Annotated in this window: 22 protein-coding genes and 5 pseudogenes; 19 read left to right on the top strand and 8 right to left on the bottom strand. The window is 69.4% G+C overall.

Annotation, left to right across the window (positions count from 1 at the left end; genetic code table 11):
- Positions 1 to 72: 72 nt before the first annotated feature.
- The gene (locus A3862_RS32370; RefSeq protein WP_257791595.1) at positions 73 to 201 is read right to left on the bottom strand and encodes a hypothetical protein; all 129 of its coding nucleotides are present in this window, start codon (positions 199 to 201) and stop codon (positions 73 to 75) included.
- Between A3862_RS32370 and A3862_RS31830 the strand changes: the two genes are divergently transcribed.
- From A3862_RS31830 to A3862_RS15785, 3 genes are all read left to right on the top strand, one after another.
- Complete coding sequence (locus A3862_RS31830; RefSeq protein ID WP_205782289.1) at positions 194 to 427, top strand: hypothetical protein; 234 nt, start codon at positions 194 to 196, stop codon at positions 425 to 427. The two genes, A3862_RS32370 and A3862_RS31830, sit on opposite strands and share 8 nt — an antisense overlap.
- A 106-nt stretch (positions 428 to 533) precedes the next feature.
- The gene (locus A3862_RS15790; protein ID WP_111473737.1) at positions 534 to 959 is read left to right on the top strand and encodes a hypothetical protein; all 426 of its coding nucleotides are present in this window, start codon (positions 534 to 536) and stop codon (positions 957 to 959) included.
- Positions 960 to 1246: 287 nt separating this feature from the next.
- On the top strand, positions 1247 to 1543 hold the full coding sequence (locus tag A3862_RS15785; RefSeq protein WP_111473736.1) for a hypothetical protein: 297 nt from the start codon (positions 1247 to 1249) through the stop codon (positions 1541 to 1543).
- 139 nt (positions 1544 to 1682) lie between these two features.
- Here A3862_RS15785 and A3862_RS15780 read toward each other — a convergent pair whose 3' ends face one another.
- Both A3862_RS15780 and A3862_RS15775 read right to left on the bottom strand, forming a co-directional pair.
- Positions 1683 to 2261 (bottom strand): hypothetical protein, encoded by a 579-nt coding sequence (locus tag A3862_RS15780; protein ID WP_111473735.1) that lies wholly within the window; start codon positions 2259 to 2261, stop codon positions 1683 to 1685.
- Between the two features lie 49 nt (positions 2262 to 2310).
- Positions 2311 to 2727: a hypothetical protein gene (locus A3862_RS15775; protein ID WP_124262982.1), complete on the bottom strand. Its 417-nt coding sequence runs from the start codon at positions 2725 to 2727 to the stop codon at positions 2311 to 2313.
- Between the two features lie 525 nt (positions 2728 to 3252).
- On the opposite strand from A3862_RS15775, the gene A3862_RS15765 reads away from it, so the two are divergent.
- The 9 genes from A3862_RS15765 to A3862_RS15725 all read left to right on the top strand — a co-directional run bounded on the left by A3862_RS15765 (position 3253) and on the right by A3862_RS15725 (position 7845).
- A complete protein-coding gene (locus A3862_RS15765) occupies positions 3253 to 4149 on the top strand; it encodes a DNA cytosine methyltransferase (RefSeq protein WP_124262981.1) in 897 nt (298 codons plus the stop codon).
- Entirely contained in the window at positions 4149 to 4562 is a 414-nt protein-coding gene (locus A3862_RS15760; protein ID WP_111473732.1) for a hypothetical protein, read from the top strand. The genes A3862_RS15765 and A3862_RS15760 overlap by 1 nt, the downstream gene beginning before the upstream one ends.
- A complete protein-coding gene (locus A3862_RS15755) occupies positions 4559 to 4774 on the top strand; it encodes a hypothetical protein (RefSeq protein WP_111473731.1) in 216 nt (71 codons plus the stop codon). The genes A3862_RS15760 and A3862_RS15755 overlap by 4 nt, the downstream gene beginning before the upstream one ends.
- A complete protein-coding gene (locus A3862_RS15750; protein ID WP_111473730.1) occupies positions 4774 to 5112 on the top strand; it encodes a hypothetical protein in 339 nt (112 codons plus the stop codon). The genes A3862_RS15755 and A3862_RS15750 overlap by 1 nt, the downstream gene beginning before the upstream one ends.
- Positions 5109 to 5423 carry a hypothetical protein gene (locus tag A3862_RS15745; RefSeq protein ID WP_111473729.1) on the top strand — a complete coding sequence of 105 codons (315 nt, stop codon included), beginning with the start codon at positions 5109 to 5111 and terminating at the stop codon, positions 5421 to 5423. The genes A3862_RS15750 and A3862_RS15745 overlap by 4 nt, the downstream gene beginning before the upstream one ends.
- Entirely contained in the window at positions 5420 to 5851 is a 432-nt protein-coding gene (locus tag A3862_RS15740) for a hypothetical protein (RefSeq protein ID WP_111473728.1), read from the top strand. The genes A3862_RS15745 and A3862_RS15740 overlap by 4 nt, the downstream gene beginning before the upstream one ends.
- 64 nt (positions 5852 to 5915) lie before the next feature.
- A complete protein-coding gene (locus A3862_RS15735) occupies positions 5916 to 6347 on the top strand; it encodes a hypothetical protein (protein ID WP_111473727.1) in 432 nt (143 codons plus the stop codon).
- A gap of 76 nt (positions 6348 to 6423) precedes the next feature.
- Positions 6424 to 7098, top strand: a complete 675-nt coding sequence (locus tag A3862_RS15730; RefSeq protein WP_111473726.1) for a hypothetical protein — start codon at positions 6424 to 6426, stop codon at positions 7096 to 7098.
- Between the two features lie 168 nt (positions 7099 to 7266).
- Positions 7267 to 7845, top strand: a complete 579-nt coding sequence (locus A3862_RS15725; protein ID WP_111473725.1) for a hypothetical protein — start codon at positions 7267 to 7269, stop codon at positions 7843 to 7845.
- 31 nt (positions 7846 to 7876) lie between these two features.
- Here the strand turns inward: A3862_RS15725 and A3862_RS15720 are convergent, their stop codons facing one another.
- From A3862_RS15720 to A3862_RS15695, 4 genes and pseudogenes are all read right to left on the bottom strand, one after another.
- Positions 7877 to 8434, bottom strand: coding sequence for a metallophosphoesterase family protein (locus A3862_RS15720; protein ID WP_111474355.1), 558 nt, complete (start codon positions 8432 to 8434; stop codon positions 7877 to 7879).
- Between the two features lie 669 nt (positions 8435 to 9103).
- Complete coding sequence (locus tag A3862_RS15710; RefSeq protein ID WP_111473723.1) at positions 9104 to 10642, bottom strand: integrase family protein; 1539 nt, start codon at positions 10640 to 10642, stop codon at positions 9104 to 9106.
- Between the two features lie 1032 nt (positions 10643 to 11674).
- Positions 11675 to 11821, bottom strand: a pseudogene (locus A3862_RS15700) (IS3 family transposase); the annotation flags it as partial.
- 93 nt (positions 11822 to 11914) lie between these two features.
- Positions 11915 to 12409, bottom strand: a pseudogene (locus A3862_RS15695) (PLP-dependent aminotransferase family protein); the annotation flags it as partial.
- Positions 12410 to 12512: 103 nt separating this feature from the next.
- On the opposite strand from A3862_RS15695, the pseudogene istA reads away from it, so the two are divergent.
- Together istA and istB are read left to right on the top strand one after the other, a co-directional pair.
- Positions 12513 to 14007: pseudogene (istA, locus tag A3862_RS15690) on the top strand (IS21-like element ISMdi7 family transposase).
- A pseudogene (gene istB / locus A3862_RS15685) lies at positions 14004 to 14843 on the top strand (IS21-like element ISMdi7 family helper ATPase IstB). The pseudogenes istA and istB overlap by 4 nt, the downstream one beginning before the upstream one ends.
- A 109-nt stretch (positions 14844 to 14952) precedes the next feature.
- Here istB and A3862_RS15680 read toward each other — a convergent pair.
- Positions 14953 to 15921 (bottom strand): annotated as a pseudogene (locus A3862_RS15680) (aminotransferase-like domain-containing protein); the annotation flags it as partial.
- Between the two features lie 356 nt (positions 15922 to 16277).
- Between A3862_RS15680 and A3862_RS15675 the strand changes: the two are divergent.
- The 5 genes from A3862_RS15675 (at position 16278) to A3862_RS15655 (ending at position 20453) form a co-directional block, all read left to right on the top strand.
- Positions 16278 to 16760 (top strand): MSMEG_0572/Sll0783 family nitrogen starvation response protein, encoded by a 483-nt coding sequence (locus A3862_RS15675; RefSeq protein ID WP_012317268.1) that lies wholly within the window; start codon positions 16278 to 16280, stop codon positions 16758 to 16760.
- 82 nt (positions 16761 to 16842) lie between these two features.
- The gene (locus A3862_RS15670) at positions 16843 to 17919 is read left to right on the top strand and encodes a Nit6803 family nitrilase (RefSeq protein ID WP_111473722.1); all 1077 of its coding nucleotides are present in this window, start codon (positions 16843 to 16845) and stop codon (positions 17917 to 17919) included.
- Positions 17873 to 18976: an MSMEG_0568 family radical SAM protein gene (locus tag A3862_RS15665; RefSeq protein WP_111474354.1), complete on the top strand. Its 1104-nt coding sequence runs from the start codon at positions 17873 to 17875 to the stop codon at positions 18974 to 18976. The genes A3862_RS15670 and A3862_RS15665 overlap by 47 nt, the downstream gene beginning before the upstream one ends.
- The gene (locus A3862_RS15660) at positions 18973 to 19518 is read left to right on the top strand and encodes an MSMEG_0567/Sll0786 family nitrogen starvation N-acetyltransferase (protein ID WP_111473721.1); all 546 of its coding nucleotides are present in this window, start codon (positions 18973 to 18975) and stop codon (positions 19516 to 19518) included. The genes A3862_RS15665 and A3862_RS15660 overlap by 4 nt, the downstream gene beginning before the upstream one ends.
- Positions 19518 to 20453 (top strand): sll0787 family AIR synthase-like protein, encoded by a 936-nt coding sequence (locus A3862_RS15655; protein WP_111473720.1) that lies wholly within the window; start codon positions 19518 to 19520, stop codon positions 20451 to 20453. Before A3862_RS15660 ends, A3862_RS15655 begins: the two co-directional genes overlap by 1 nt.
- Positions 20454 to 20473 lie beyond the last annotated feature (20 nt).

The following is a 20473-nucleotide window of genomic DNA, read 5'->3' as shown; positions in this document are numbered from 1 at the left end:
CTTCCCGGCGCAAAGATGTCCGTTACCTGACAAGTTGCTGTGAAGCGGTGGCCGAGAAGCCAATTTTCTCGACTACGAGGTCGGGTAGCCGAGAACGAAGAAGCCGGTGATGGTCGTGAGGGGGGCCCCAGCGCGTCGCGTGCCGCCCTCGACGTGGACGTCGAGGTGGAGGGCGGTCTGGTCACGGATGTAGATGAACACCGACCGGTCGCCGCCGTCCGTGCGGGCCGTCGCCCGATACAACGTCACGCCCGCCAGCGTGAAGGGCGTGGGCCGGTCGAACGCCGTCGCCATGCCCTTGCTGACCGAGCGCACCACGGACCTCGCCCGCGGCGTTCAGGCCCGCCACCATGGCGGCCTGGACGTCGGCGGCGACCTAGCGGTCGACCACGCGCTGGAAGGATTCGGCGTCGACTTCGAGGGATAGGGAGAGACGTGCCATGGGCCACGGTCGCCGGGGCGCACGCAACGGCCAACCCCCGCACGTCACGGTCGGTCTGGTCCCATGCGTGACGTGCGGGCACGATGCTCCCATGCAGACCGAGACCGAACGCGCCCGCTGGGCCGCCGCCTTCGCCGACCAGTTGGCCGGATTCGCGCCCGGCCCCTATCCGGAGGCGCCCGAGGAGGCGCCGGCCCGGCCCGCGTCCCCGGCGACCAGGCTCGCCAAGTCACAGGAGAACGCGCGCGGCCGCGCCCAGCGGTCCCGCGAAAAGGCCAAGCGGGCGGCGGAGCTCGACAGCGCCATCGCCGACGGGCTGCGTGGCATACTCCGGGCCCGCAAGGTCTTCGAGCGCATGCGCGACGGCGAGCCCTTCGCCGACATGGCGGTGCGGATCGAGCCGATTTTCGCGAAGGCGATGGAACGGCTCGTCGAAGAGCACGGCTGGGAGCGCCCGCTCGCGAGCCGCGCCCTCACGGCCCGCCTGCTCCGCCCGGCCAAGCCACCGCCGGCGTAGACGCCATCACCGCCCCGCCTTCGAGGCCGCCCCATCCCGGGCGGCCTTTTTCATGTCGGGCCGTGACGTTCGCGGCGACCCCGTGACGTGCGCCGAGCGCCCTTGGGCGTGCCGTACGCCGAAGTAACGGAGACGTCCCTGCAGGGAGAATGGCTGGCCGTCAGGGCTCGTTAACCATAGCGCCCAGGGGTTCTTTCACCCCGATCACAGGCTTCCGGCGCGGGACTCTTGAGGACGGATTCGAGAGCTGCGATCTCCAATGCACACCCGCTCCACGGAGGCCCGCCATGACCTACCACACGTCCGCTCACCAGGTCGCCGGCGCCTTCGACAGGGGCATGCAGAGCATGGCCCTGGGCATCGGCTCCGCCCTCATCCAGGAGCGTGCCGTGCGCCAGGCCGACCGCCAGGCTGCGAACGCGATCCGCGCCCAGACGGCGCGCCTCGTCTACGACCGGGTCCTCGCCGAGGAGATGGCGGCCCAGCGTGCGGAGGCCGCCCGCCAGGAGCAGGCCGAGCGCGCCGCGCGGTTCCGGTTGCAGCGCCAGATGGCGGCGCTGGCGGCCAAGCGCGCCCGGGGCTAACTCGTGCCTTCGTGCGCACGATTCGGCGGCGCGCAGCAAGAATCCAGGGCCACGACCCCGTGACGGGCTCAGTCAGCGCAAATAAAGAAGGCCGCCCTGATGAGGGGCGGCCTTCGTCGTTCCGGAGTGGCTGCGGGCGTCAGGCGGCCCGGGGGCGCGGCGCCGGGACCGGCTCGCGCATCGTGGCGGCGACCTCGTCGATCTTCGCCTGGATGACTGCGCGGCCTTCGCGGACCGGCCCGGCCAGGGCGGCGAGGCGAGCCTTCTCGGCATCCGTCCACTGCGCCGCCGTCGGGACCGGCGGGAGCCCCTTGAGCGCCCGCTCGCCGAGGAGGAACTGCCCGATGTGCTTCGCCTCGTACGCCAGGAGCGCGGCCCTCTCCTCCACGTCGAGGCTGTCCAGATACGCGCGAGCGCGCTCGTCGAGGACGCCGGCTGCGCGCTCCTCGCCGCAGGGGAAGAGATGGTCGCCGGCGGCGCGGCCCCACTCCTCGCGGGCGTCCGGCTCGACCACGTCTGCCTTGGGAAGCACGCGGGGGCGAGAGAGCTCGCGCATGAGCTCCTCCTCGGCCATGGCCTCCTCCTGCGGGGGCGTCGGCAGGACGGAGGCCGCGGCGCGGAGGACGTAGCGCGTGCCGTCCCAGACGAGGCGGGGGGCGCGGGCCATGGCGGCGGCTACGGACCGCATGACGGAAGCGACGAAAGAACGAAGCGACATCAGTGTCTCCTGGTGATGGGGTGATGCTGAAGGGCGGGGTGGAAATCGACTAGGGGACGACGCCGAGAGCGACCGCCTCGGGGTACGTGACGTTGCGGACCCAGACGTGCCGGCCGGCAACGCGGGCACAGTAGACGTGAGCGAGCTCGTCATCGTCGGCCGGGTAGGCGCCGTCGGCCTGCCAGTCGTGCCCCGGCTCGGCGACGATTCGCGTGAGCCGGTCCGGCCATCCCGCCGCGACGACGGCGGCCCGGTACCGGCGTTCGCTCGCGCCGGCGGGGTCGACGAGGTCCTCCGCCGCCTGCTCCGACACCGGCACCAGGGCCCCGCTCCGGACGACGGCGTGGCCGCCGCGCGTGTCGACGACAGTCCCCTCGGGCGGGAGGGATTCGAGGAGCTCGACGCGGCGCAGGCGACCGCCAGGGCGGGCCTCCAGCGTCACGAGCCATAGGGGGGTCTCTCTCATCGGCATGCTCCCGAGATCCGCTGACAGGAGTATCGTGCCACCCATCCCGGAAAGTATCCAAGGGGCCTGACCTGCGACATGTTGAGCATTAAATGACACCATTAAACAGTTTAATGATACCACTTAATCGGTCGACTTGAGTTTTTGAGGTAAAGTTCAAAATAATCTCTTGTATCTTTCGGGCCGAGGGCTACCTATATCCGCGTACAACAGGATTTGGGGGCGTCGGGTGGCACGGGCACTTCGAGAGACTGACGTCGTCTCGCGTCTGCGGGCGGCATGTAAAGAAGCCGGGGGGCAAGCTCGCTGGGCGGAGGGGGCGGGCTGCTCGCCGCAATACGTCTCCGACGTTCTCCTGGGACGGCGTGCTCCGGGCGATTCCGTCCTGCTGGCCCTCGGTCTGCAGCGCGACGTTCGTTACGTGCCGCGCGCACCGGAGCCGGTCGAGCTCTGCGACGCCGCCGGCGAGGTCCTCGTCCGCGCTCAGAGGGTCTTCGCCTGATGCTCGGCTCCAGGGACTACATCATGGCTCCGACGGGCCTCATCCTCCCCGGCAAGGTCGCCGCCGACCGTGCCCGCGCCGCCCGCAAGCCGAAGGCGATGGACTTCTTCGCCGGTGCCGGGGGCATGTCCTTTGGCCTGATCCAGGCTGGCTACGAGGTGGTGGCCGCCGCCGAATACGACTGCGGCGCGGTCGTCACCTACTGCCTGAACCTGTGCAGGTACGGTCAGTTCACGATGCACTTCGTGACGCCGGAGGACGGCGTCCGGATGGAGCGATTCCTCACGAAGTCGTTCAAGGCGGCGGGCGTCACCGTCGCCGACGGCGCCGTGAAGGTCGACGGCAAGCTCACGGACAAGCGGCTTGGCCTCGCCGGGGCCGGGCTGATCTCGGGCGACCCCTCGATGCCGGGCGTGAGCCACGTGTTCGTCGGAGACGTCCGGAAGCTCACGTCCGAGCGCATCCTGGAAACGCTCGGCATGAAGGTCGGCGAGCTCGACGTCGTCTGCGGAGGGCCGCCCTGCCAGGGTTATTCCAAGGGCGGGAAGCAGGACGTCTACGACCCCCGGAACGGCCTGGTCTACGAGTTCGCGCGCTTCATCGTCGAGCTCCAGCCCAAGGCCATGATCATGGAGGAGGTGCCCGAGGTCGCGACGATGATGGACCCGGACGGCGTGCCGGTGCTCGACAAGCTGCGCCGCATCCTGGAGGACGGGGATTTCCGGGGCTATGACGACTTCCGGAAGATGGCTCATGGCGGCCCGGACCGCGTCGGGGTCATGAGGGGCGCCACGCCCAAGCGCCTCGCCGCCGAGGCCAAGCGCGAGTGCAAGGCTGCCGCCCGCGCCGCCAAGAAGGCCTCGGCGCCTCGTCCCCATGGCCTTCCCGGCCAGATCGATCTCTTCGGGGAGGCTGCGTGATGCCCCGCGGTCTCGCTCACCCTGACGAGGACATCTACGTCCGCCCGTCCGCCAAGCTCGTCGCCCGGGTCTGGGACGACTGCGGCGAGCACGCGGTCCTGGAGCGCTGGTTCTGGCTCGGCAAATGGACCTTGCAAAGGCTGGCCGTCGAGGGCCGGGCCGAGGCGCGCAAAGCCATGGGCGCCGCGCCGATTCGCGGTTACCACCGTTCGACGACTCCGGAGCAGGAGGCCCAGGCGGTCGCCGCCGTGCTGCGCCTCGGGACGATAGATGCCGCCTGCGCCGCGCTCGGGCTGCACTACACGACCGTGCGTCGCGCCCTGACCGAGGCCGGCGTGCAGCCGCCCCGCGTCGACCGCCGCGCCGTCGCGCTCCGGTCCGCCGCCACCAGGCGGGCGAGGAGGGCCGCATGACCCGGGCCTTCGACGACTACGACTTCGACGCCCGCCAGCGCGCCGCCGAGGCGGTTGAGGAATACGCCCTCTACGCGGCGACGACGTTCGCTTGCCAGGCCTGCGGCGAGGAGCACGACATAGCCGACCGCGTGGTCCTGCGGTCCCATCCCGAGATGCCGGCGGTCTGCTGGCTCTGCGCCTCCTCCGAGTTCCCGAGCAGGAGGTCGTGATGCCCTCTAGGCCTCGCTCCATCTTCGTCGACCAGCTTTACGGCGTCGACGCCGTCGAGACCCGGCGCCGCCTCGCGCTCGCGAAGGCGGCGGTGAAGGCGGCCGCCATTGAGGGCGGCTACGACCGCGCGCTGCTGGCGACGCTCTCCCGCGTCGAGGCGGATCTCCTCTGCGCAGCGCGGGCGGCGGTCGTCGACCTCGCCGAGGCGCTCGCCCTTTACGAGGACGGCCGCGCGGCGCCGCCGGAGCCCGTGCCGGAACCGAAGCCTCCGCCCGCCCCGGTGGCCCCGGTTCGCTACGCCCGCCTTCCCAAACTGAAACCGAGGACTGCCCCATGAACAGCCGCCATCCTCCCGTCTCGCACATCGCCGGTGTCCTCGCCGCCCGGGAAGGCCGCGTCCCGTCGCACATCCTCGCACAGGACATCATGGACCGCCTGACCCGTGAGGGATTCGTCATCGTGCCGGCCGGCGGTGACGCGGCCGCCGCGCACGCGGCCCTCGCCGAGCTCGACAGCGTCCTGCACTTCCCCGGCGAGCCCGAGCCTCTGGCCGGCTTTGCCGCCCAGCTTGAGATCGAGGACGACACCGACCTCGGACGAGCCTGCGCCCGGGCCCGGGCAATCCTCGACTACGGGGCCGCCCCATGAGCGCCGTCGTAATCGTGGAGTGCGGGCGCGAGACCCGCACCGCCTTCGTCTCCGAGCGCGACGCGAACGGGGACGAGCGCACGGAGGCCGCGGCCTCCATCATCGCGGGCTTCCGCGTCCACGGCTACATCCTAGCCACCGGGCCTATGCCCGATGGCGACGTGGCGCCCGCCCTATGGCCGTTCCCCCTGAGCGACACCCTCGACATCCACACGCAGATCGCCGGCTTCCAGCGGCGAATGGGTAGCGGAACCGCTTCCCCACGCGCCGCGGTGTTCAAGGCCATCCGTGGGACGGTGCGAACGGTGACGTCGTCCGAGATCGACGCCTACCTCGGGCGCCCGCCCGCTACGCCGGCCAAGCCGGCTCGCCGCAGGGCCTTGCCGCCGGCGCGCCCGAACGTCCCCGTCCAACTCGCCCTCTTCTAGGAGCCCGCCAGTGTCCCATCTTCGCCTCGTCCCCCCTTCTGTCCCGCCGGCGCCCGAGCCGGCCATGCCGCGGGCCTACGCGCCCCCGCCGGCGCCGGTCCGCGGCTTTCCGTACCCCTCGCAGGCCTTTGCCGTGCACGGCGCGCGCCTCGCTCCGTCCCGCGCCTACCCGGACCGCGTCCCCGCGCCCCCCGGCGGCCGCGCGCACGTCACCGAGAGCCCGTCCGACCTGGACTTCGAGCAGGCGGTCCTCGTCGGCCTGGAGCGCCTCGCCGCCGGGCGCGAGCTCGTAGACGACCTCGGCAAGCCGGTCGACCGGTACGAGCGGCAGAGGTGGGCCGGGCGCCGGGCCGCCGGGTTCGCCGGCATGCAGGCGCGGATTCGGCCGCATCTCACCGGCTCCCATCCCTGGGTCGAGCACGCCCGCGAGCTCATGGAGCGCCTGGCCGCCGAGGAGGCCTGGTGGCTCACGGTCGAGGGGAGGCGCCGGACCTGAAGCCGCTCCGTCGCGCGCCCGGCGATAGGGGCGCCATCGCCTTCCCCATCCACCCCGGTTTCCCGTGAGGACCAACGTGCAGTACATCGACGAGCTCCGCGACAACGCAGGCACTCATTTCCGCGAGTGGCTCCGCGCCCTTTCCGCCGGGGAGGCCTCGGCCCGCGCGGCGGTCTGGGGCCTCGGCCTCGACCTGGGCGGCCTCGATCCGGCCGATGCCTTCAAGCGCGTGGCCGAGGCCGTGGACCGGCACGCCTCCCGGCACCGCGTGCTCTACGCCGCGGCGACGTGCGGCGGCCCCTACGACGACGACGCCATCGAGAGCGCCCTCGCCATCATGGCCGTCGCCGAGCGCGGCATGCCCGAGGGCGAGCGGGAGGTCCGCCTGCGCGACCGCATCGTCGCGCGGATTCGTGAGGGCTCCTACGACGAGGGCGATGTCGAGTGGCTGGAGGTGCGCGCCGCCGGGATGACGGACGCGCAGGTCCTGGCCATGGACCCCTTCGATAGTCAGGGCATCGTCGAGATCGGGCGCCGCGTCGTCACCTGCGGCAGCCCGGTTAGGGACCACTGGACCCGGCGCGTCATCGAGCCGGGCGAGCGGCATCTGGTGCTGCGGGAAGCCCTGCAGGGCCGCGAGACCGAGACGAGGCACTCGCTGCTCTCGGCCTATCTCCACGTCGTCTGCAAGGACGGCGGCGCGGCCGAGTTTCTCGACGTCTATGACGAGCTTGTCGCCCTCGCGAGTTAACCACTCGTTAACCGTACAACAGCACATCCCCTTGCAGGCCGAGAGCAGCCGGGGTATCCATTGGGTTAGGTTCGACGGTAACCATACCTCTAACCTTGACTCGACGCTGCGGCCCCAATGGCCCTTTCTCGTGCGCATGGGGCGACCCGCCCTGCGCACGAGGAATACATGACGCACGACCGTTTCACGCCGCCTCGCCTCCCGAAGGCGCTCGAACCGCGCGTGGCAGAGATGATCGCCGCCGCGAAGCAGAACCTGCTCCTGCAGCAGCGCATGTCGCAGGACGAGCAGACCGCCTTCATCCGGAGCCTCGCCGAGGCCAAGGTCATCGTCTCCATCGGGCCGTTGCCGAAGGGGGTGGGCCTTCGCGGCGAGGTGTCGATCTCCGTGATCAAGGGCGAGGACATCATCGCCGCCCTCAACGCAGCCGGCTGGGAGCTTGAGGACTTCGTCACGGTCTTCGTCCACGACGACATGCTCGCGACGCTCTGGCATATCGCCTACGGAGACGGCGACATGGGCGTCGTGGCACGGGAGGCCCTGCAGAGCCGGGACGCCGGCGCCCTCGACCGCCTGCCGTACTGGCTCACGCTCAGCCAGGTGGATCGCGTCCGCAAGATGGGCGAGAAGCTGCGCCGGAATCCCAACAAGAAGGTGCCCATCGAGATCAAGGCCGCGGTGCGGCTCGCGGACGCCTGGACGGCGAGCCGCCCGGTCTCCACGCCCCCGGATGCAGTCTGGCACTAAGCTCCGCTGCCTCCCCCGGGGCGGGCGAGGTTTACTCCTCCGCCTCGCCCTCCATCGCGCGCCCGAGCCGGATCTCCTCCGGCACGTCGGGCGTCGCCGCCATACGCTCCCTGATCTCCTCCAGCGAGGCCGGCCGGTAGCTCCACCGGTCCACGCCGACGTCGCATGACTGCGCGGTGTCCGACAGCAGGCCGTGCACGTGCCCGAAGCAGTGGCGCGAGCCCCGGAATGCGCCGACCCAGGCGCGCATCGGGTAGTGCGAAAACACCCACCTTTCGCCGGCAAGCTTCGGCGTCGCCAAGTCGTGGACGGCGTGCCAGCCCAAGCCGGTCGTCTTTGTCTTGTCGTGGTTGCCCCGGACGAGGATCTTTCGGCCGCGCAGGCGCCGGAAGATCTGCGCGCACCGCTCCGCGCTCGCCCCAAGGGCAAAGTCGCCGAGGTGCCAGACCTCGTCGCGCGGGCCGACGACCGAGTTCCAGGCCGCAATCAGGGCCTCGTCGTGCTCGGCGATGTCGGTGAAGGGCCGGCCTGCCATAGTCAGGATTCCGGCGTGGCCCCAGTGGTGGTCGGCGGTTACGAAAATCGTCATGAAGGCAGCCTCCTGCAGGGGCTGCCGCCGCGCGGTCACGCCCCGGGAATGGGTCTCGTCGGGATGGGGCGCGCTATTCGTTTCACGGTGACCTCGCGGTTGACGGGCCAGGGATCGCAGCTGGGGATTCCCCCGGTCAAGCGTCGTCGCCCGGGACGGTTAACAAACCCTGGGCGGTCGGCCGGCCGGCGGCTACCGAGCTCGGCGAACCTCGCCCGACACCAGGGCGCATATTTCGCTGGACGCCTGACGTGCCACGGCTTCGGCCACCGGCACCGGACGAGGGCCGCGAGGACGTCCTCCATGGAAGCCCGGGGCCCGAGGCGCGCGGTCAGCCTCTCGACGCAGTAGTCCCCCTTCCGCGCCGGGCACCAGGGGCAGACCAGCCGCACCCGCCGGTAGGGGAACTCGCCCAAGCACCGCGGTACCCGCATCGCGTCCCCTCCGTTGAACCGCCTCGCTCGTTCACTATTTGTTCTTCATGGGGAGACGGTCAATGCCAAGCCTGGACGACATCGTGGCCGCGGCCGCCGGGGACGAGCGGGACGCCCTCTGGAGGGCCATGGCGGAGGACATCGAGGCCCTACGGTCCGGTAGGGGAGGGCCGGGATTCGTGCGGGCCGAGCGCCCGGCCGACCTGGCGAGGGCGCTCGGCCGGGACCGGCGGGCTCAGGCCCCGAGGCGCGCCCGTTCCTGATCCACCGCCTCCAGGATGGCCTTGACCCAGACCTGCATCCCCTCCGCCTTGAGTTCGAGCCTCTGACTGTGAATGTAGTGCCGGAGCGTGATGGCCTGGGCCAACTCGCGCTCCTCGTCGGCGCCGCCCTGCGCCTTCCGCCGCGCGTGGGCCAGGATGGCCGATCCCGCGCCGCCCAGCCGCTCCATGTCGAGGAAGGTCGGCAGCGTCCGCCGGACGTCGTGCGGGGTCCAGTGCCGGATGCCGTGGGCGGTCAGCAGGTCGTCCTCGGGCCGGAGCGTCACGCCGCCCTTCCGGGCCGCCTTGGTCTTTCCCTTCATGCGGTCCAGGAACTGTGTCATCCCGACGGCGGTCGTGCGCTTGCCCGGGACACGGCTCGGGAACAGGCAGACGCCCTCCCGGGGCGCGCCGACGCGGTCGAGCGCCGCCAGGGCCTCGGGCGGCACCGGCAGGGCGTGCGGCCGCGCGCGCTTCTTCTGGCCGTTGGCGTGCCCGGCACCCTTCATCTCGGCGGCCGTCCAGGTCCAAATCCTCCAGCCGGGCCGCTCGGGCCAGTCCCGCGTCGTCGCCCGCAGCGTCCCGGTCAGGGCGGTGGCGCGCTGCCCGGTTAGGACGACGGCCCATAGCGCCGCGAGCATCCCGGGCCCGGTTTCCTTGGCGGTTCCCCCGAGCGCCTTGAACCGCTCGGCCAGGACGAGCGTCCGGGCGAGCTCCTCGATGGTGGGCGTATGATCGCGGGTTCCGGAGGCGTATTCGACGGTGAGCCGCTCCCGCCACCACGGGAATTCGACATGCGCCAGACCGGCCCGCGGGGCGTGGTGGCGCCAGGCCCAGTCGAGCGCTGCCTTGACCGCCTCGACGCTGTCGGCGGCAGCGGACAGCGTGTGGGCCTTCGTGACCCGGTCCCGCATCGCGACGAAGTCCTTGAGCTCGACCGCCGCGACGCGCCTCATGGCGAACCCGTCGTCCAGCGTCCGGCGCAGGTGGCGCTCGAACTGGACCCGCCACCTGTCCTTCAGGGTCGGGAGCTTCGTCTCCAGGAACAGGTCGACGAGGTCGCGCCATTCCCACGGCCCGCGCCGGCGCCGCTCCTCCTCGGTCATCTCCGGCGGGTCGTCGGGGTGGGGCTTCGTGAAGGCGATGTCGAGGGCCTGCTCGGTCCCGATGCCCCGCGCCGAGACCTGGGCGAAAACGTCCAGCTCGAACGCGACCTCCCTCTTCGTCAGGCCCCGGCGCTCCGCGGACCGGACCTCGTCGGCGGCGACGCGGGCCGCGACGACGGGCAGATCGTCCATGTCGCCGAGGGTGACGGTCCCGGTGCGGCGCTTGAGGAGCCACGTCCCGGAGCGCCGGGTTACGCGCAGCACCAGCCCCTGGCACTCAGTGTCCACGAAGTCGAAGCCGCGCCCCTCCAGCGCCTCCTTCGAGATCAGGCCCTTCGCCCGCTTGACGTGGGCCTGCGTCAGCTTCGTCCGCTCGCGCCCGTAGCCCCCTCGTTCCGCCCCCGCCATCGACGCCTCCGCCTGGATACCATGGGGATACCACGCACTTCGCCGGGACCCGGGGCAAGCCGTCAGGCTGCGTAGGAGGGTGAAAAACCGTTTGTTATCAAAGGGAGGGTTAACGGTCGACGGCGTCAGCCGGACCTGCCCGGAAGGGCCTTATCAGCTTCCCAAGCTGAATGTCGTCGGTTCGATCCCGATCGCCCGCTCCAAAGACTTTTTCACTTGTCCAAGGTATCAGGCAGCATCGTCGTTCGCTGCTCATCAGCCGGCGACTGTTCTCGTACGACGATTGGACAATAGACCCAGCCTCTCCAGTGCGGCATTTCGTCTGGGGTAGCTGCTAATGTTCGGCGGCTGCAAGGCACGTCCCGCGAAGGAATAACCATCGTCCGATGGGCCTGAGGGACCACCGTGCTCAAAGGAGCCGCGCGAGGGCCGTGGCTGATCGTCTGACCGGACGCGAGGCTGCAACAATCCCCTCCCCTCAACTGCCAGCCCGTTCCTTCAAAGCATTCGGTCATCCTGACTTCGTACCTTCGTTCGTTCCGCAGGAAGGCTGGCGCCATTGTTTCGAGCCGGAAGTAGGAAAGCTGGCCCGGAAGGTTCCGCACGCCGGAGAATGGGACGGCAGGCCTTCCTGCCGGAACGAATGCTTGGTTGAAAGTCGAGACGACCAAGTCAGTTCTTAGATTTTATTCGCGATTCCGATTGTTTATCGATACGAACGAAGTACAGCGACCAGGTTTTCATCGCGCTCGTGGGCCGATGTCGGCAATAGGCGATCTTTTGGATCACCTGCCGCCTATCCGAAAGATGATGGTCAGTTTCGATCGACCATCAACTCCGTATTTCCTGACCAGGTGCGCTGGACTGTCAGCGTCGGGCGGAACAAGTTCGGCAAGCCAATCATCGTCCGGGTGATCGCGCCAGCGATGCTTGCGGAGCGCGACGTCGAAGCAAGCCGGATCCCGGAAAGCCGATGGCGCCACACCCATCGGCGCTCGACGAGGGCCGCAGCCAGTTTCTTGAGACGTCTCACTCCTTGCGCCAGCAGTTATCACTCTGCGCGGAGATCTCCGCCTCCTCGCACGCCGGCGCCAAGCTCTTGCCTTGGGCTATCCGCACCTCGATCTGGCGCAGCTTCAGCACCACCTGTTGCGCACCCGTCTTCCGGCCTCGCCGCATGTCCGACTCCTCCGGTCCTGGCTGATCCCCTCTATTAGACCGGCCCAAAGCCGGCCGGTCAGGTCACTTCGACCTGTGCGCGGCTCGGACGGGTCAGATATAGGCGGAGGCCAGGGCCGGCGAGCCTTCGAGCGCGTGGGCGAGCACTTCCAATCCGTGCGTGATCTGCTGCCGGGTCGAGGGGCCGCCGAGACAGAGACGCACCGCCTCCGGCGGTGTCCCCGCGATGCAAAACGGGTCGCTGCCGATGACGCCGAGCCCGGCCGACCGACCTTGGCTGGCGAAAGCCGATCGCGTCCAGCCCTCCGGCAGCGTGATCCAAACGTGGAAGGCATGTGGGTCGGCAGTATAGATCCCGGCTGGAAGCATCGCGGCCGCGATGCGCTGGCGCGCGGCCGATTCCTCGCGAACGAACTGGACGATGGACTCCGCCGTGCCATCCATGATCCAGCGCGTCGCCAAGGCCGTCGCGATCGGCGAGGCCATCACGGTCGCGGCTCGGAGTGCGCCGCCGAGCGGCAGGGCGGAACGGGCGCTCGGGGCGACCAGGAAGGCGAGGCGAAGTCCGGCACCCAGGCACTTGGTGTGTAGGGCGGTGACAAAACCATCCACTGGAGCGTCGGCTTTGTGCTGATGCGGGCGGTGTAAAAGCCGGCCAGTGGAGAGGCTTCTCTTTCGAGAGGAGCCGAGGATGTTCGTCGTGGAAGTCTACGCAGCCGTTCGGCAGTTCGTGTTCATCGAGGGCCAGTCCCGGCGTGAGGCGGCTCGGGTCTTCGGGTTGAGCCGAGAGACGATCGCCAAGATGTGTCGGTTCTCGTTGCCGCCGGGCTACACACGCTCGAAGCCGGTCGAGAAGCCGAAGCTCGGCCTCTTCTGCCAGTGATCGCGGCGATCCTTGAGGCGGACCGGACTGCACCGCTCAAGCAACGCCATACGGCCAAGCGGATCTTCGAGCGCCTACGCGACGAGCACGGCTATGCCGGTGGCTATACCGTGGTGAAGGACCACGTACGGATCTGCCGAGCACGGGGCAGGAGACTTTCGTGCCGCTCGCCCACCCGCCCGGCCATGCCCAGGTCGATTTTGGCGAGGCGGTCGCCACCATCGCTGGCGTGCGCCGCAAGATCCATTTCTTCTGCATGGATCTGCCGCACTCCGACGCCTGCTTCGTGAAGGCGTATCCGCGGGAGACCACCGAAGCTTTTCTCGACGGCATGTCGCCGCCTTCGCCTTCTTCGGCGGCGTGCCTCTGTCGATCCTGTACGACAACACCAAAATCGCAGTGGCCAAGATCTGCGGCGACGGACAGCGTGAGCGTACGCGCGCCTTCACCGAGTTGGTGAGCCACTGCCTGTTCCGGGATCGCTTCGGCCGTCCGGGCAGGGGCAACGACAAGGGCAAGGTCGAGGGGCTGGTCAAGTTCGCCCGGTCCCACTTCATGACCCCGGCTCCGGAGGCGGCCTCGTTCGAGGCGCTGAACGCTGACCTGGAGCGCCGCTGCCGAGCTCGGCAGAACGAGTGCGCCGGGCGGCATCCCGAGAGCATCGGAACGCGGCTCATGGCCGATCGAGTGGTTCTGCGAGCCCTGCCGGCGGTGCCGCTGGAGCCGTGCGAGAAGAGGGCCGGGCGCGTCTCGTCGACCGCGCTGGTGCGCTATCGCGGCAACGACTACTCGGTGCCGACCACCTACGGCTTCCGGGACGTGCTGGTGAAGGGCTTCGTCGAGGAAGTCGTGATCCTGTGTGCGGGGTCGAGATCGCCCGGCACCCGCGCAGCTACGGCAGCGGCGTTTTCGTCGCCGAACCTCTGCACTACCTCGCGCTGATCGAGACCAAGCCGAACGCCCTCGACCAAGCCGCGGCACTCCAGGGCTGGGATCTGCCCGAGGCGTTCCAGCACCTGCGCCACCTTCTGGAGGCGCGCATGGGCAACCGCGGCAAGCGCGAGTTCATCCAGGTGCTGCGCCTGATGGAGGCGATGCCGAAGGACCTCGTGGCCTGGGCCGTCACCGAGGCGATCCGGCTCGGGCGATTGGCTTCGATGCGGTCAAGTTGATCGCGCTGGCCCGTCTCGAACGGCGGCCGCCTCGGCTCGACTTGTCGGCCTACCCGCATCTGCCCCGGCCTGCGGTGCGCGCGACGATGGCCGCCGACTACACGGTGCTGGTGCCGGAGGTGGCGGCATGAGCGTGAGCGGCGATGAGACGACACCGGGCGTCCTGCTCGCCCATCACCTCAAGCAGTTGAAGTTGCCGACGGTCCTGCGCGAGTACGACAAGGTCGCCCGGGACTGCGCCCGGAGCGGCCTCGACCACCCCGCTATCTGCTGCGGCTGGTTGAGCTGGAACTGATCGACCGCGAACGGCGCATGGTCGAGCGCCGGATCCGGGCGGCACGCTTCCCGGCGGTGAAGAGCCTCGACACCTTCGACTTCGCCGCCATCCCGAGCCTGAACAAGATGCTCGTGCTGGAGCTGGCGCGCTGCGGCTACGTCCTCGGTCGGGAGAACGTCATCGCGCTCGGCAACTCCGGCACCGGCAAGACGCACATCGCCCTGGCTCTCGGACTGGCAGCCTGCCAGAAGGGCTTCTCGGTCACGTTCACCACGGCGGCCTCGCTGGTCAACCAGCTCATGGAGGCGCGTGACGAGCGCCGCCTGCTCCGGCTTCAGAGGGAGCTGGCCGCGGTGAAGTTGCTGATTGTCGATGAACTCGGCTACGTGCCGCTGTCGCCGACGGGGCCGAGCTTTTGTTCGAGGTCCTGTCCCAGCGCTACGAGCGCGGCTCGACGGTGGTGACCTCGAACCTTCCGTTCGAGGACTGGACCTCGGTCCTGGGCTCGGAGCGGCTGACCGGTGCGCTGCTGGATCGGCTGACCCATCACGTCAGCATCCTGAGCCTGAACGGAGACAGCTACCGCCTCAGATCCTCCCGCAGCCGGCGGGCCGCACAGACAGGGCGGAGCAAAACCAGGCCACCCTTGATGACCCTGATCCCGCGACGGGCGAGATCCGGCCAGCCTGACCTCACGATCCGCGACAAACGATGAAGAGGCCCGATCGGGCCCCTTCATCGTTCAGGCTGTCCGCAGTCCGTGGCCTGGTTTTACTCCGCCACGGCGGCCTAAAATTGGTCCGCCCTTTACACACTTGGCGAGACCCGCCACGTAGTAGGTGATCTCCGGAGCAAGCTCCGCAAAACTCGGTGGCGGAGTCGGGCAGATGCGCGCGTAGGCGTCGTCCTCGATGATGGTGACGGCGTATCGCCGCGCAACCGCGATAATGGCCTCGCGCCGAGCCCTGGGCAGGGTCGCGGTGGTGGGGTTCTGCAGCAACGGATTCAGGTAGATGGCCTTCGGTGCGACTTTGGTGCAGGCGGCGGCAAAAGCATCCGGGTCGACCCCGAATCGGTCCATGGGCAGATCGACGAGGCGCAGCCGCAAATGCGCGGCGAGTGCGCGGATGCCCGGATAGGTAATCCGCTCCGCGCAGATCGTATCGCCCGCCTGGGCGACCTGACCCAGTATGCTGAACAGGGCGCTGTGCGCACCGGGGCAGATCAGCAGGCGCTCCCGGGGCGGGACGATTCCGCGGCCTTTCAGCCAGCGCAGAGCCGCTTCCTTATCCTCCTCGGTGCCGCCGAAGCCCTGGTAGCGCAGCAGGCTGGTGAGATCGCCGGACAGGTCCACGAACGCGGCTTGCATGCGGGCTTGCAGGGCCGGCGCGTCGGGCTCTGGGGGCAGGTTCATGGTGAAGTCGACCGGCCCGATCCGACGCGCTGCCGCCGCACCGCTCGAACGGGGCGGACGCGCCGGATCGATCACGAAGGTCCCCTGGCCGACGCGCCCCTCGATCAGCCCGCGCTTGTGGGCCTCGACGTAGCCGCGCGAGATCGTCGTGAAGTTCAGGTCGAGCGCCTCGGCGAGTGCGCGGTGGGTCGGGAGGCGCGTCCCCGCCGTCAGACGCCCGGTCCGGATGTCATCGGCCAACGCCTCTGCAATGGCGAGGTAACGAGGCTTACCCCACCGCTTCAGATCCGGCACCCAGAGTCCGACCCCACCCGTCTGCGGCTTGGGTCGTGCGTCTCGCTCCGGCGAAGTCATGCGTGGCGGCCCAGATCATGATGCGATCAATGCGTGATTGTATGGCTTGCAATAGCCATACCGCGGCCATACCTCGAACATTCCCTGGGTTATTTCCATACAATCCATATAATCGCAGATTCGCGAATGCGCACGCGTTGGCGATTTTTTGTCCACGTCACGCCCATCTGGTAGGCCCCGGATACAGATCCAGCGAGCCTAAGCCGTGATTATTGATCGCATTATTGTATGAATATAACACCCGCGCTTTGTATGGCCCATTGATCGAAGCCCTCTGGCACACCGCTTGCCATGAATGGACTGCGACCGCTCGAAGATCAGTCTGCCGCGGTTCAATCCATCGAGGAGAACGATCAATGCCTGCTGTGAACCGCGAGCCTCACAAGAAGGGCGATGTCCTGGTCGATTACGAGGAGAAGGTCTTCGAGGACGTCAAAGCCGAGCCGGGCCAGAAGGCGCTTGTCACCTTCCACACCGTCGCGTTCGAGGGCTCCATCGGCCTCGTCAACCTGCTTCAGGCGACGCGCCTGCAGCGCAAGGGCTTCGAGACGTCCATCCTTCTCTACGGCCCGGGCATTACGCTGGGCGTCCAGCGCGGCTTCCCGAGGCTCGGCGACGAGGCCTTTCCAGGTCACCTCAACTTCAACAACCAGCTTGAGAAGTTCATGGCCGAGGGCGGCAAGGTCTATGCCTGCCGGTTCTCGACCCAGGCGCTCTACGGACACGGCGAGGCCGCCTTTATCGAGGGCATCCGCATGATCAATCCCCTCGACGTGCTCGACTGCATCCTCCTGCACAAGCGCGACAACGCCGTGATCATCGACACCTGGACCGTCTGACCGGGCCCTCGGCCCCCAATCCGGGACGTCGCATCCGGCGGCCATGCGGGACGTGGCCGCCGTCACAGCCGGAGGTTCAACCATGTCAGAGAACCGGATCGTGCGGGCCGCCGCCGTCCAGATCGCGCCGGATCTCGACCGGCCGGAGGGGACCCTGGAGCGGGTGCTGAACGCCATCGATGAGGCCGCCGCGAAGGGCGCGCGCTTCATGGTCTTCCCCGAGACCTTCGTCCCCTACTACCCCTACTTCTCCTTCGTGCTGCCGCCCGCGCTGCAGGGCGCCGAGCACCTCCGCCTCTACGAGCGCGCGGTGGCCGTGCCGGGACCCGTGACGCAGGCCGTCTCGGCCGCCGCGCGCCGCCACGGCGCCGTGATCGTGCTGGGGGTCAACGAGCGCGACCACGGCTCGCTCTACAACGCGCAGCTGATTTTCGATGCGGACGGCTCCCTGAAGCTCAAGCGCCGAAAGATCACCCCGACCTACCACGAGCGCATGATCTGGGGTCAGGGCGACGGCGCCGGGCTCACCGTGGTCGAGACGGCGGTCGGCCGCGTCGGCGCGCTGGCGTGCTGGGAGCACTACAACCCCCTCGCCCGCTACGCCCTCATGGCGCGCCACGAGGAAATCCACGCGGCGCAGTTCCCGGGCTCGCTCGTGGGCCAGATCTTCGCCGATCAGACGGAGGTGACGATCCGCCACCACGCGCTGGAGGCGGCCTGCTTCGTGGTCAACGCCACCGGATGGCTCACCGACGCGCAGGTGGCACAGGTGTGCCCGGACGAGCGCCTGCGCGGCGCCTGCCGGGGAGGCAATTGCACCGCCATCGTCTCGCCGGAGGGCAAGCACCTCGCGGATCCCCTCGGGCCCGGCGAAGGCATACTCGTCGCCGACATGGACCTCGCGCTGGTGACCAAGCGCAAGCGGATGATGGACGCGGTCGGCCACTACGCGAGGCCCGAACTCCTCAGCCTCCTCCACGACGACCGGCCGGCCTCGTTCGTGCACCAGCCGATCCATTCCCAGACCGATTTCCGGAGCCTCGACCATGAGCCGTTCTCCGCTTCCGACGAGCCGTCCCGCGTGTCCGCCGGTGGTAGCGGGCCTGGTCGGGATGCCGACGGAGCGCCTGATCAACGCGTTGCAGTCCTACGGCGTTAGGCTCGCCGACACCCGCGCCGGGGCGCCGAGCCGTCGGGGCGGGGCCGGACCGTCGGACCACAAGGCCATGACCATCGCGGGCCGCACCGTGATGGTGCCGGTCCACACCGAGGCCGCCTTCGACTCGCCCTTCCTGGTCCGTCACCCGGACGCCAACGGGGTCTCGGCGATCGAGCATGACGGCGTGGTGATCGGGCAGGCGACCTTCCCGGGCAAGCCGCGCTTCTACGCGCTCTCGACCCTCGACGGCGTGCCTTACGCGAAGATCGCCGTTCTGCACGGGCGGGACGTGCTCGCCACCACCGTGCTCCAGACCTGTATCCGCTACGCCAGTCGCACGAAGACCTGCCAGTTCTGCTCCATCGGCCAGTCCCTCGCCGCCGGTCGCACCGTCGCGCACAAGACGCCCGAACAGCTCGCCGAGGTCGCCCGCGCGGCCGTGCTCCTCGACGGCGTCAAGCACATGGTCATGACCACAGGCACCCCGAACGCGACCGACCGGGGCGCCGCCGTCCTCTGCGCGAGCGCCTTCGCCGTCAAAGCCGCGGTCGACCTGCCGATCCAGGCGCAGTGCGAGCCGCCGGATGACGACCGCTGGTTCACGCGCATGAAGGCCTCGGGCATCGACGCCCTCGGCATGCACCTGGAGGCCGTCACGCCCGAGATCCGGGCCCGGATCATGCCCGGCAAGGCGAGCGTGCCACTGGAGCGGTACTATACGGCCTTCGAGGCGGCCGTTCCGGTCTTCGGGCGGGGCCAGGTCTCGACCTACATCCTGGCCGGCCTCGGCGACGCGCCGGAGGCGATCCTGGAAATGGCCGAGCGCCTCATCGGGATGGGCGTCTACCCGTTCGTGGTGCCGTTCGTGCCAATCTCCGGCACGCCGCTGGAGAGCCACCCGGCGCCCGGCCCCGAATTCATGCACGGCATCCTCAAACCCCTCGCGGACATGCTGGTCGGCGCGAATCTCCGCGCGACCGACATCAAGGCCGGCTGCGGTCGCTGCGGCGCCTGCTCGGCGCTTTCCACCTACGAGCGCGCGGGGGCGACCTCATGATCCTCGAACCCGTACCGCCGTACTGGCCAAGCCACTTCCGCATCAAGTTCGCCACGAGTGCGTGGGAGCGGCGCGCCTGCGCGGCGCTGCGCCGCCAAGTCTTCTGCGCGGAGCAACGCATCTTCACCGAAGACGACCGGGACGCCGTCGACGCGCACGCCATCCCGATCTGTGCCCTCTCGACGCTCGGCGGCGACGCCGATGCCGTCGTCGGCACCGTTCGCATCCACCACGGATCGGAGCGTCCCGGCGAGTGGTGGGGCTCGCGCCTGGCCGTCGCCGGACCGTTCCGCGGCACCGCCGCGCTGGGCGCCGGGCTCATCCAGGTCGCGGTCGCCTCGGCCCATGCGCGGGGCTGCACGCGGTTCCTGGCCCATGTGCAGGACAGGAACGTCCCGTTGTTCCGGGCCCTGCACTGGACGAGCCTCGAGGAAGTCGCCTTGCACGGGCGAGCCCATCACCTGATGCAGGCGGACCTCGCGGCCTACCCGCCGATGCACGATCCGGAGCACGGGCTCGTCACGTTCCGCAAGGCCGCGTGATGACGGCGGGCTTCGACCTCCAGGCCCTGGCCGGCCAGATCCGTGACGCGCGCGGCGTCGCCCATAAGCGCGACATCGATGCCGTGGTCGCGCGGCTCGGCCTGACCAGCCGGCGCGCCGCGGTGCCGGTCGGTGACGATTGTGCCGCCATACCGGATGGCGACGGCCACCTGCTGTTCGCCATCGAAGGCTTTCTCGACAGCTTCGTCGCGGCCGATCCGTATTTCGCCGGCTATTGCGGGGTCATGGTCAACCTCAGCGACATCGCCGCCATGGGTGGGCGGCCGCTCGCCGTGGTCGACGCGCTGTGGAGCCGGGATGCCGCGGCGGCGGACCCGATCCTGGCAGGCCTGTCCGACGCTGCCACGCTCTACGGGGTCCCGATCGTCGGCGGTCACACCAACACGCGCGCCCAGGCGGGCAACCTGGCGGTCGCCGTGCTCGGCCGGGCCGGGCCGCGCCTGCTCACGAGCTTCGACGCGGCGCCCGGCGACGACCTCGTCGCGGCGATCGACCTGCGCGGACGCTTCCGCGAACCCTACCCGTACTGGGACGCCTCGACCGGCACGGCGGGCGAGCGCCTGCGCGGTGATCTCGCGTTGCTGCCGGGCCTCGCGGAGGACGGGTTCTGCCGGGCGGCCAAGGACATCAGCATGGCGGGCGTCGTCGGCACCGCCCTGATGCTGCTGGAATGCTCGAAGGTCGGCGGTGTCATCGACCTCGACGCGATCCCGCGGCCTGCGGATATACCGCTCGCCCGCTGGCTCAACGCCTTTCCGAGCTTCGGCTACCTCCTGAGCGTTCGCCTTGAGCGCACGGCCGCCGTGTGCGCGCGGTTCGCCGAGCGGAACATCGCGGTCGCCAGGGTGGGTCAGCTCGATGCAAGCCGGGTCGCCCGGGTGCGCGATGCCTCCGGCGAGGAAGCCGTGGTCTGAGACTTCGCGGTCGGCCCGCT

Source organism: Methylobacterium sp. XJLW, from assembly GCF_003254375.1.
Classification (GTDB): domain Bacteria; phylum Pseudomonadota; class Alphaproteobacteria; order Rhizobiales; family Beijerinckiaceae; genus Methylobacterium; species Methylobacterium fujisawaense.
This window is presented reverse-complemented; position numbering and strand designations above follow the sequence as displayed.

Coding starts and splice junctions, on each gene's coding strand:
- A3862_RS15750 (WP_111473730.1), top strand. CDS start 4,774: ATGCCCTCTAGGCCTCGCTCCATCTTCGTCGACCAGCTTTACGGCGTC.
- A3862_RS15765 (WP_124262981.1), top strand. CDS start 3,253: ATGGCTCCGACGGGCCTCATCCTCCCCGGCAAGGTCGCCGCCGACCGT.
- A3862_RS15710 (WP_111473723.1), bottom strand. CDS start 10,642: ATGGCGGGGGCGGAACGAGGGGGCTACGGGCGCGAGCGGACGAAGCTG.
- A3862_RS15735 (WP_111473727.1), top strand. CDS start 5,916: ATGCCGCGGGCCTACGCGCCCCCGCCGGCGCCGGTCCGCGGCTTTCCG.
- A3862_RS15655 (WP_111473720.1), top strand. CDS start 19,518: ATGACGGCGGGCTTCGACCTCCAGGCCCTGGCCGGCCAGATCCGTGAC.
- A3862_RS15665 (WP_111474354.1), top strand. CDS start 17,873: ATGCCGACGGAGCGCCTGATCAACGCGTTGCAGTCCTACGGCGTTAGG.
- A3862_RS15760 (WP_111473732.1), top strand. CDS start 4,149: ATGCCCCGCGGTCTCGCTCACCCTGACGAGGACATCTACGTCCGCCCG.
- A3862_RS31830 (WP_205782289.1), top strand. CDS start 194: ATGAACACCGACCGGTCGCCGCCGTCCGTGCGGGCCGTCGCCCGATAC.
- A3862_RS15670 (WP_111473722.1), top strand. CDS start 16,843: ATGTCAGAGAACCGGATCGTGCGGGCCGCCGCCGTCCAGATCGCGCCG.
- A3862_RS15675 (WP_012317268.1), top strand. CDS start 16,278: ATGCCTGCTGTGAACCGCGAGCCTCACAAGAAGGGCGATGTCCTGGTC.
- A3862_RS15740 (WP_111473728.1), top strand. CDS start 5,420: ATGAGCGCCGTCGTAATCGTGGAGTGCGGGCGCGAGACCCGCACCGCC.
- A3862_RS15785 (WP_111473736.1), top strand. CDS start 1,247: ATGACCTACCACACGTCCGCTCACCAGGTCGCCGGCGCCTTCGACAGG.
- A3862_RS15660 (WP_111473721.1), top strand. CDS start 18,973: ATGATCCTCGAACCCGTACCGCCGTACTGGCCAAGCCACTTCCGCATC.
- A3862_RS15745 (WP_111473729.1), top strand. CDS start 5,109: ATGAACAGCCGCCATCCTCCCGTCTCGCACATCGCCGGTGTCCTCGCC.
- A3862_RS15725 (WP_111473725.1), top strand. CDS start 7,267: ATGACGCACGACCGTTTCACGCCGCCTCGCCTCCCGAAGGCGCTCGAA.
- A3862_RS15790 (WP_111473737.1), top strand. CDS start 534: ATGCAGACCGAGACCGAACGCGCCCGCTGGGCCGCCGCCTTCGCCGAC.
- A3862_RS15755 (WP_111473731.1), top strand. CDS start 4,559: ATGACCCGGGCCTTCGACGACTACGACTTCGACGCCCGCCAGCGCGCC.
- A3862_RS15775 (WP_124262982.1), bottom strand. CDS start 2,727: ATGAGAGAGACCCCCCTATGGCTCGTGACGCTGGAGGCCCGCCCTGGC.
- A3862_RS15720 (WP_111474355.1), bottom strand. CDS start 8,434: ATGACGATTTTCGTAACCGCCGACCACCACTGGGGCCACGCCGGAATC.
- A3862_RS15780 (WP_111473735.1), bottom strand. CDS start 2,261: ATGTCGCTTCGTTCTTTCGTCGCTTCCGTCATGCGGTCCGTAGCCGCC.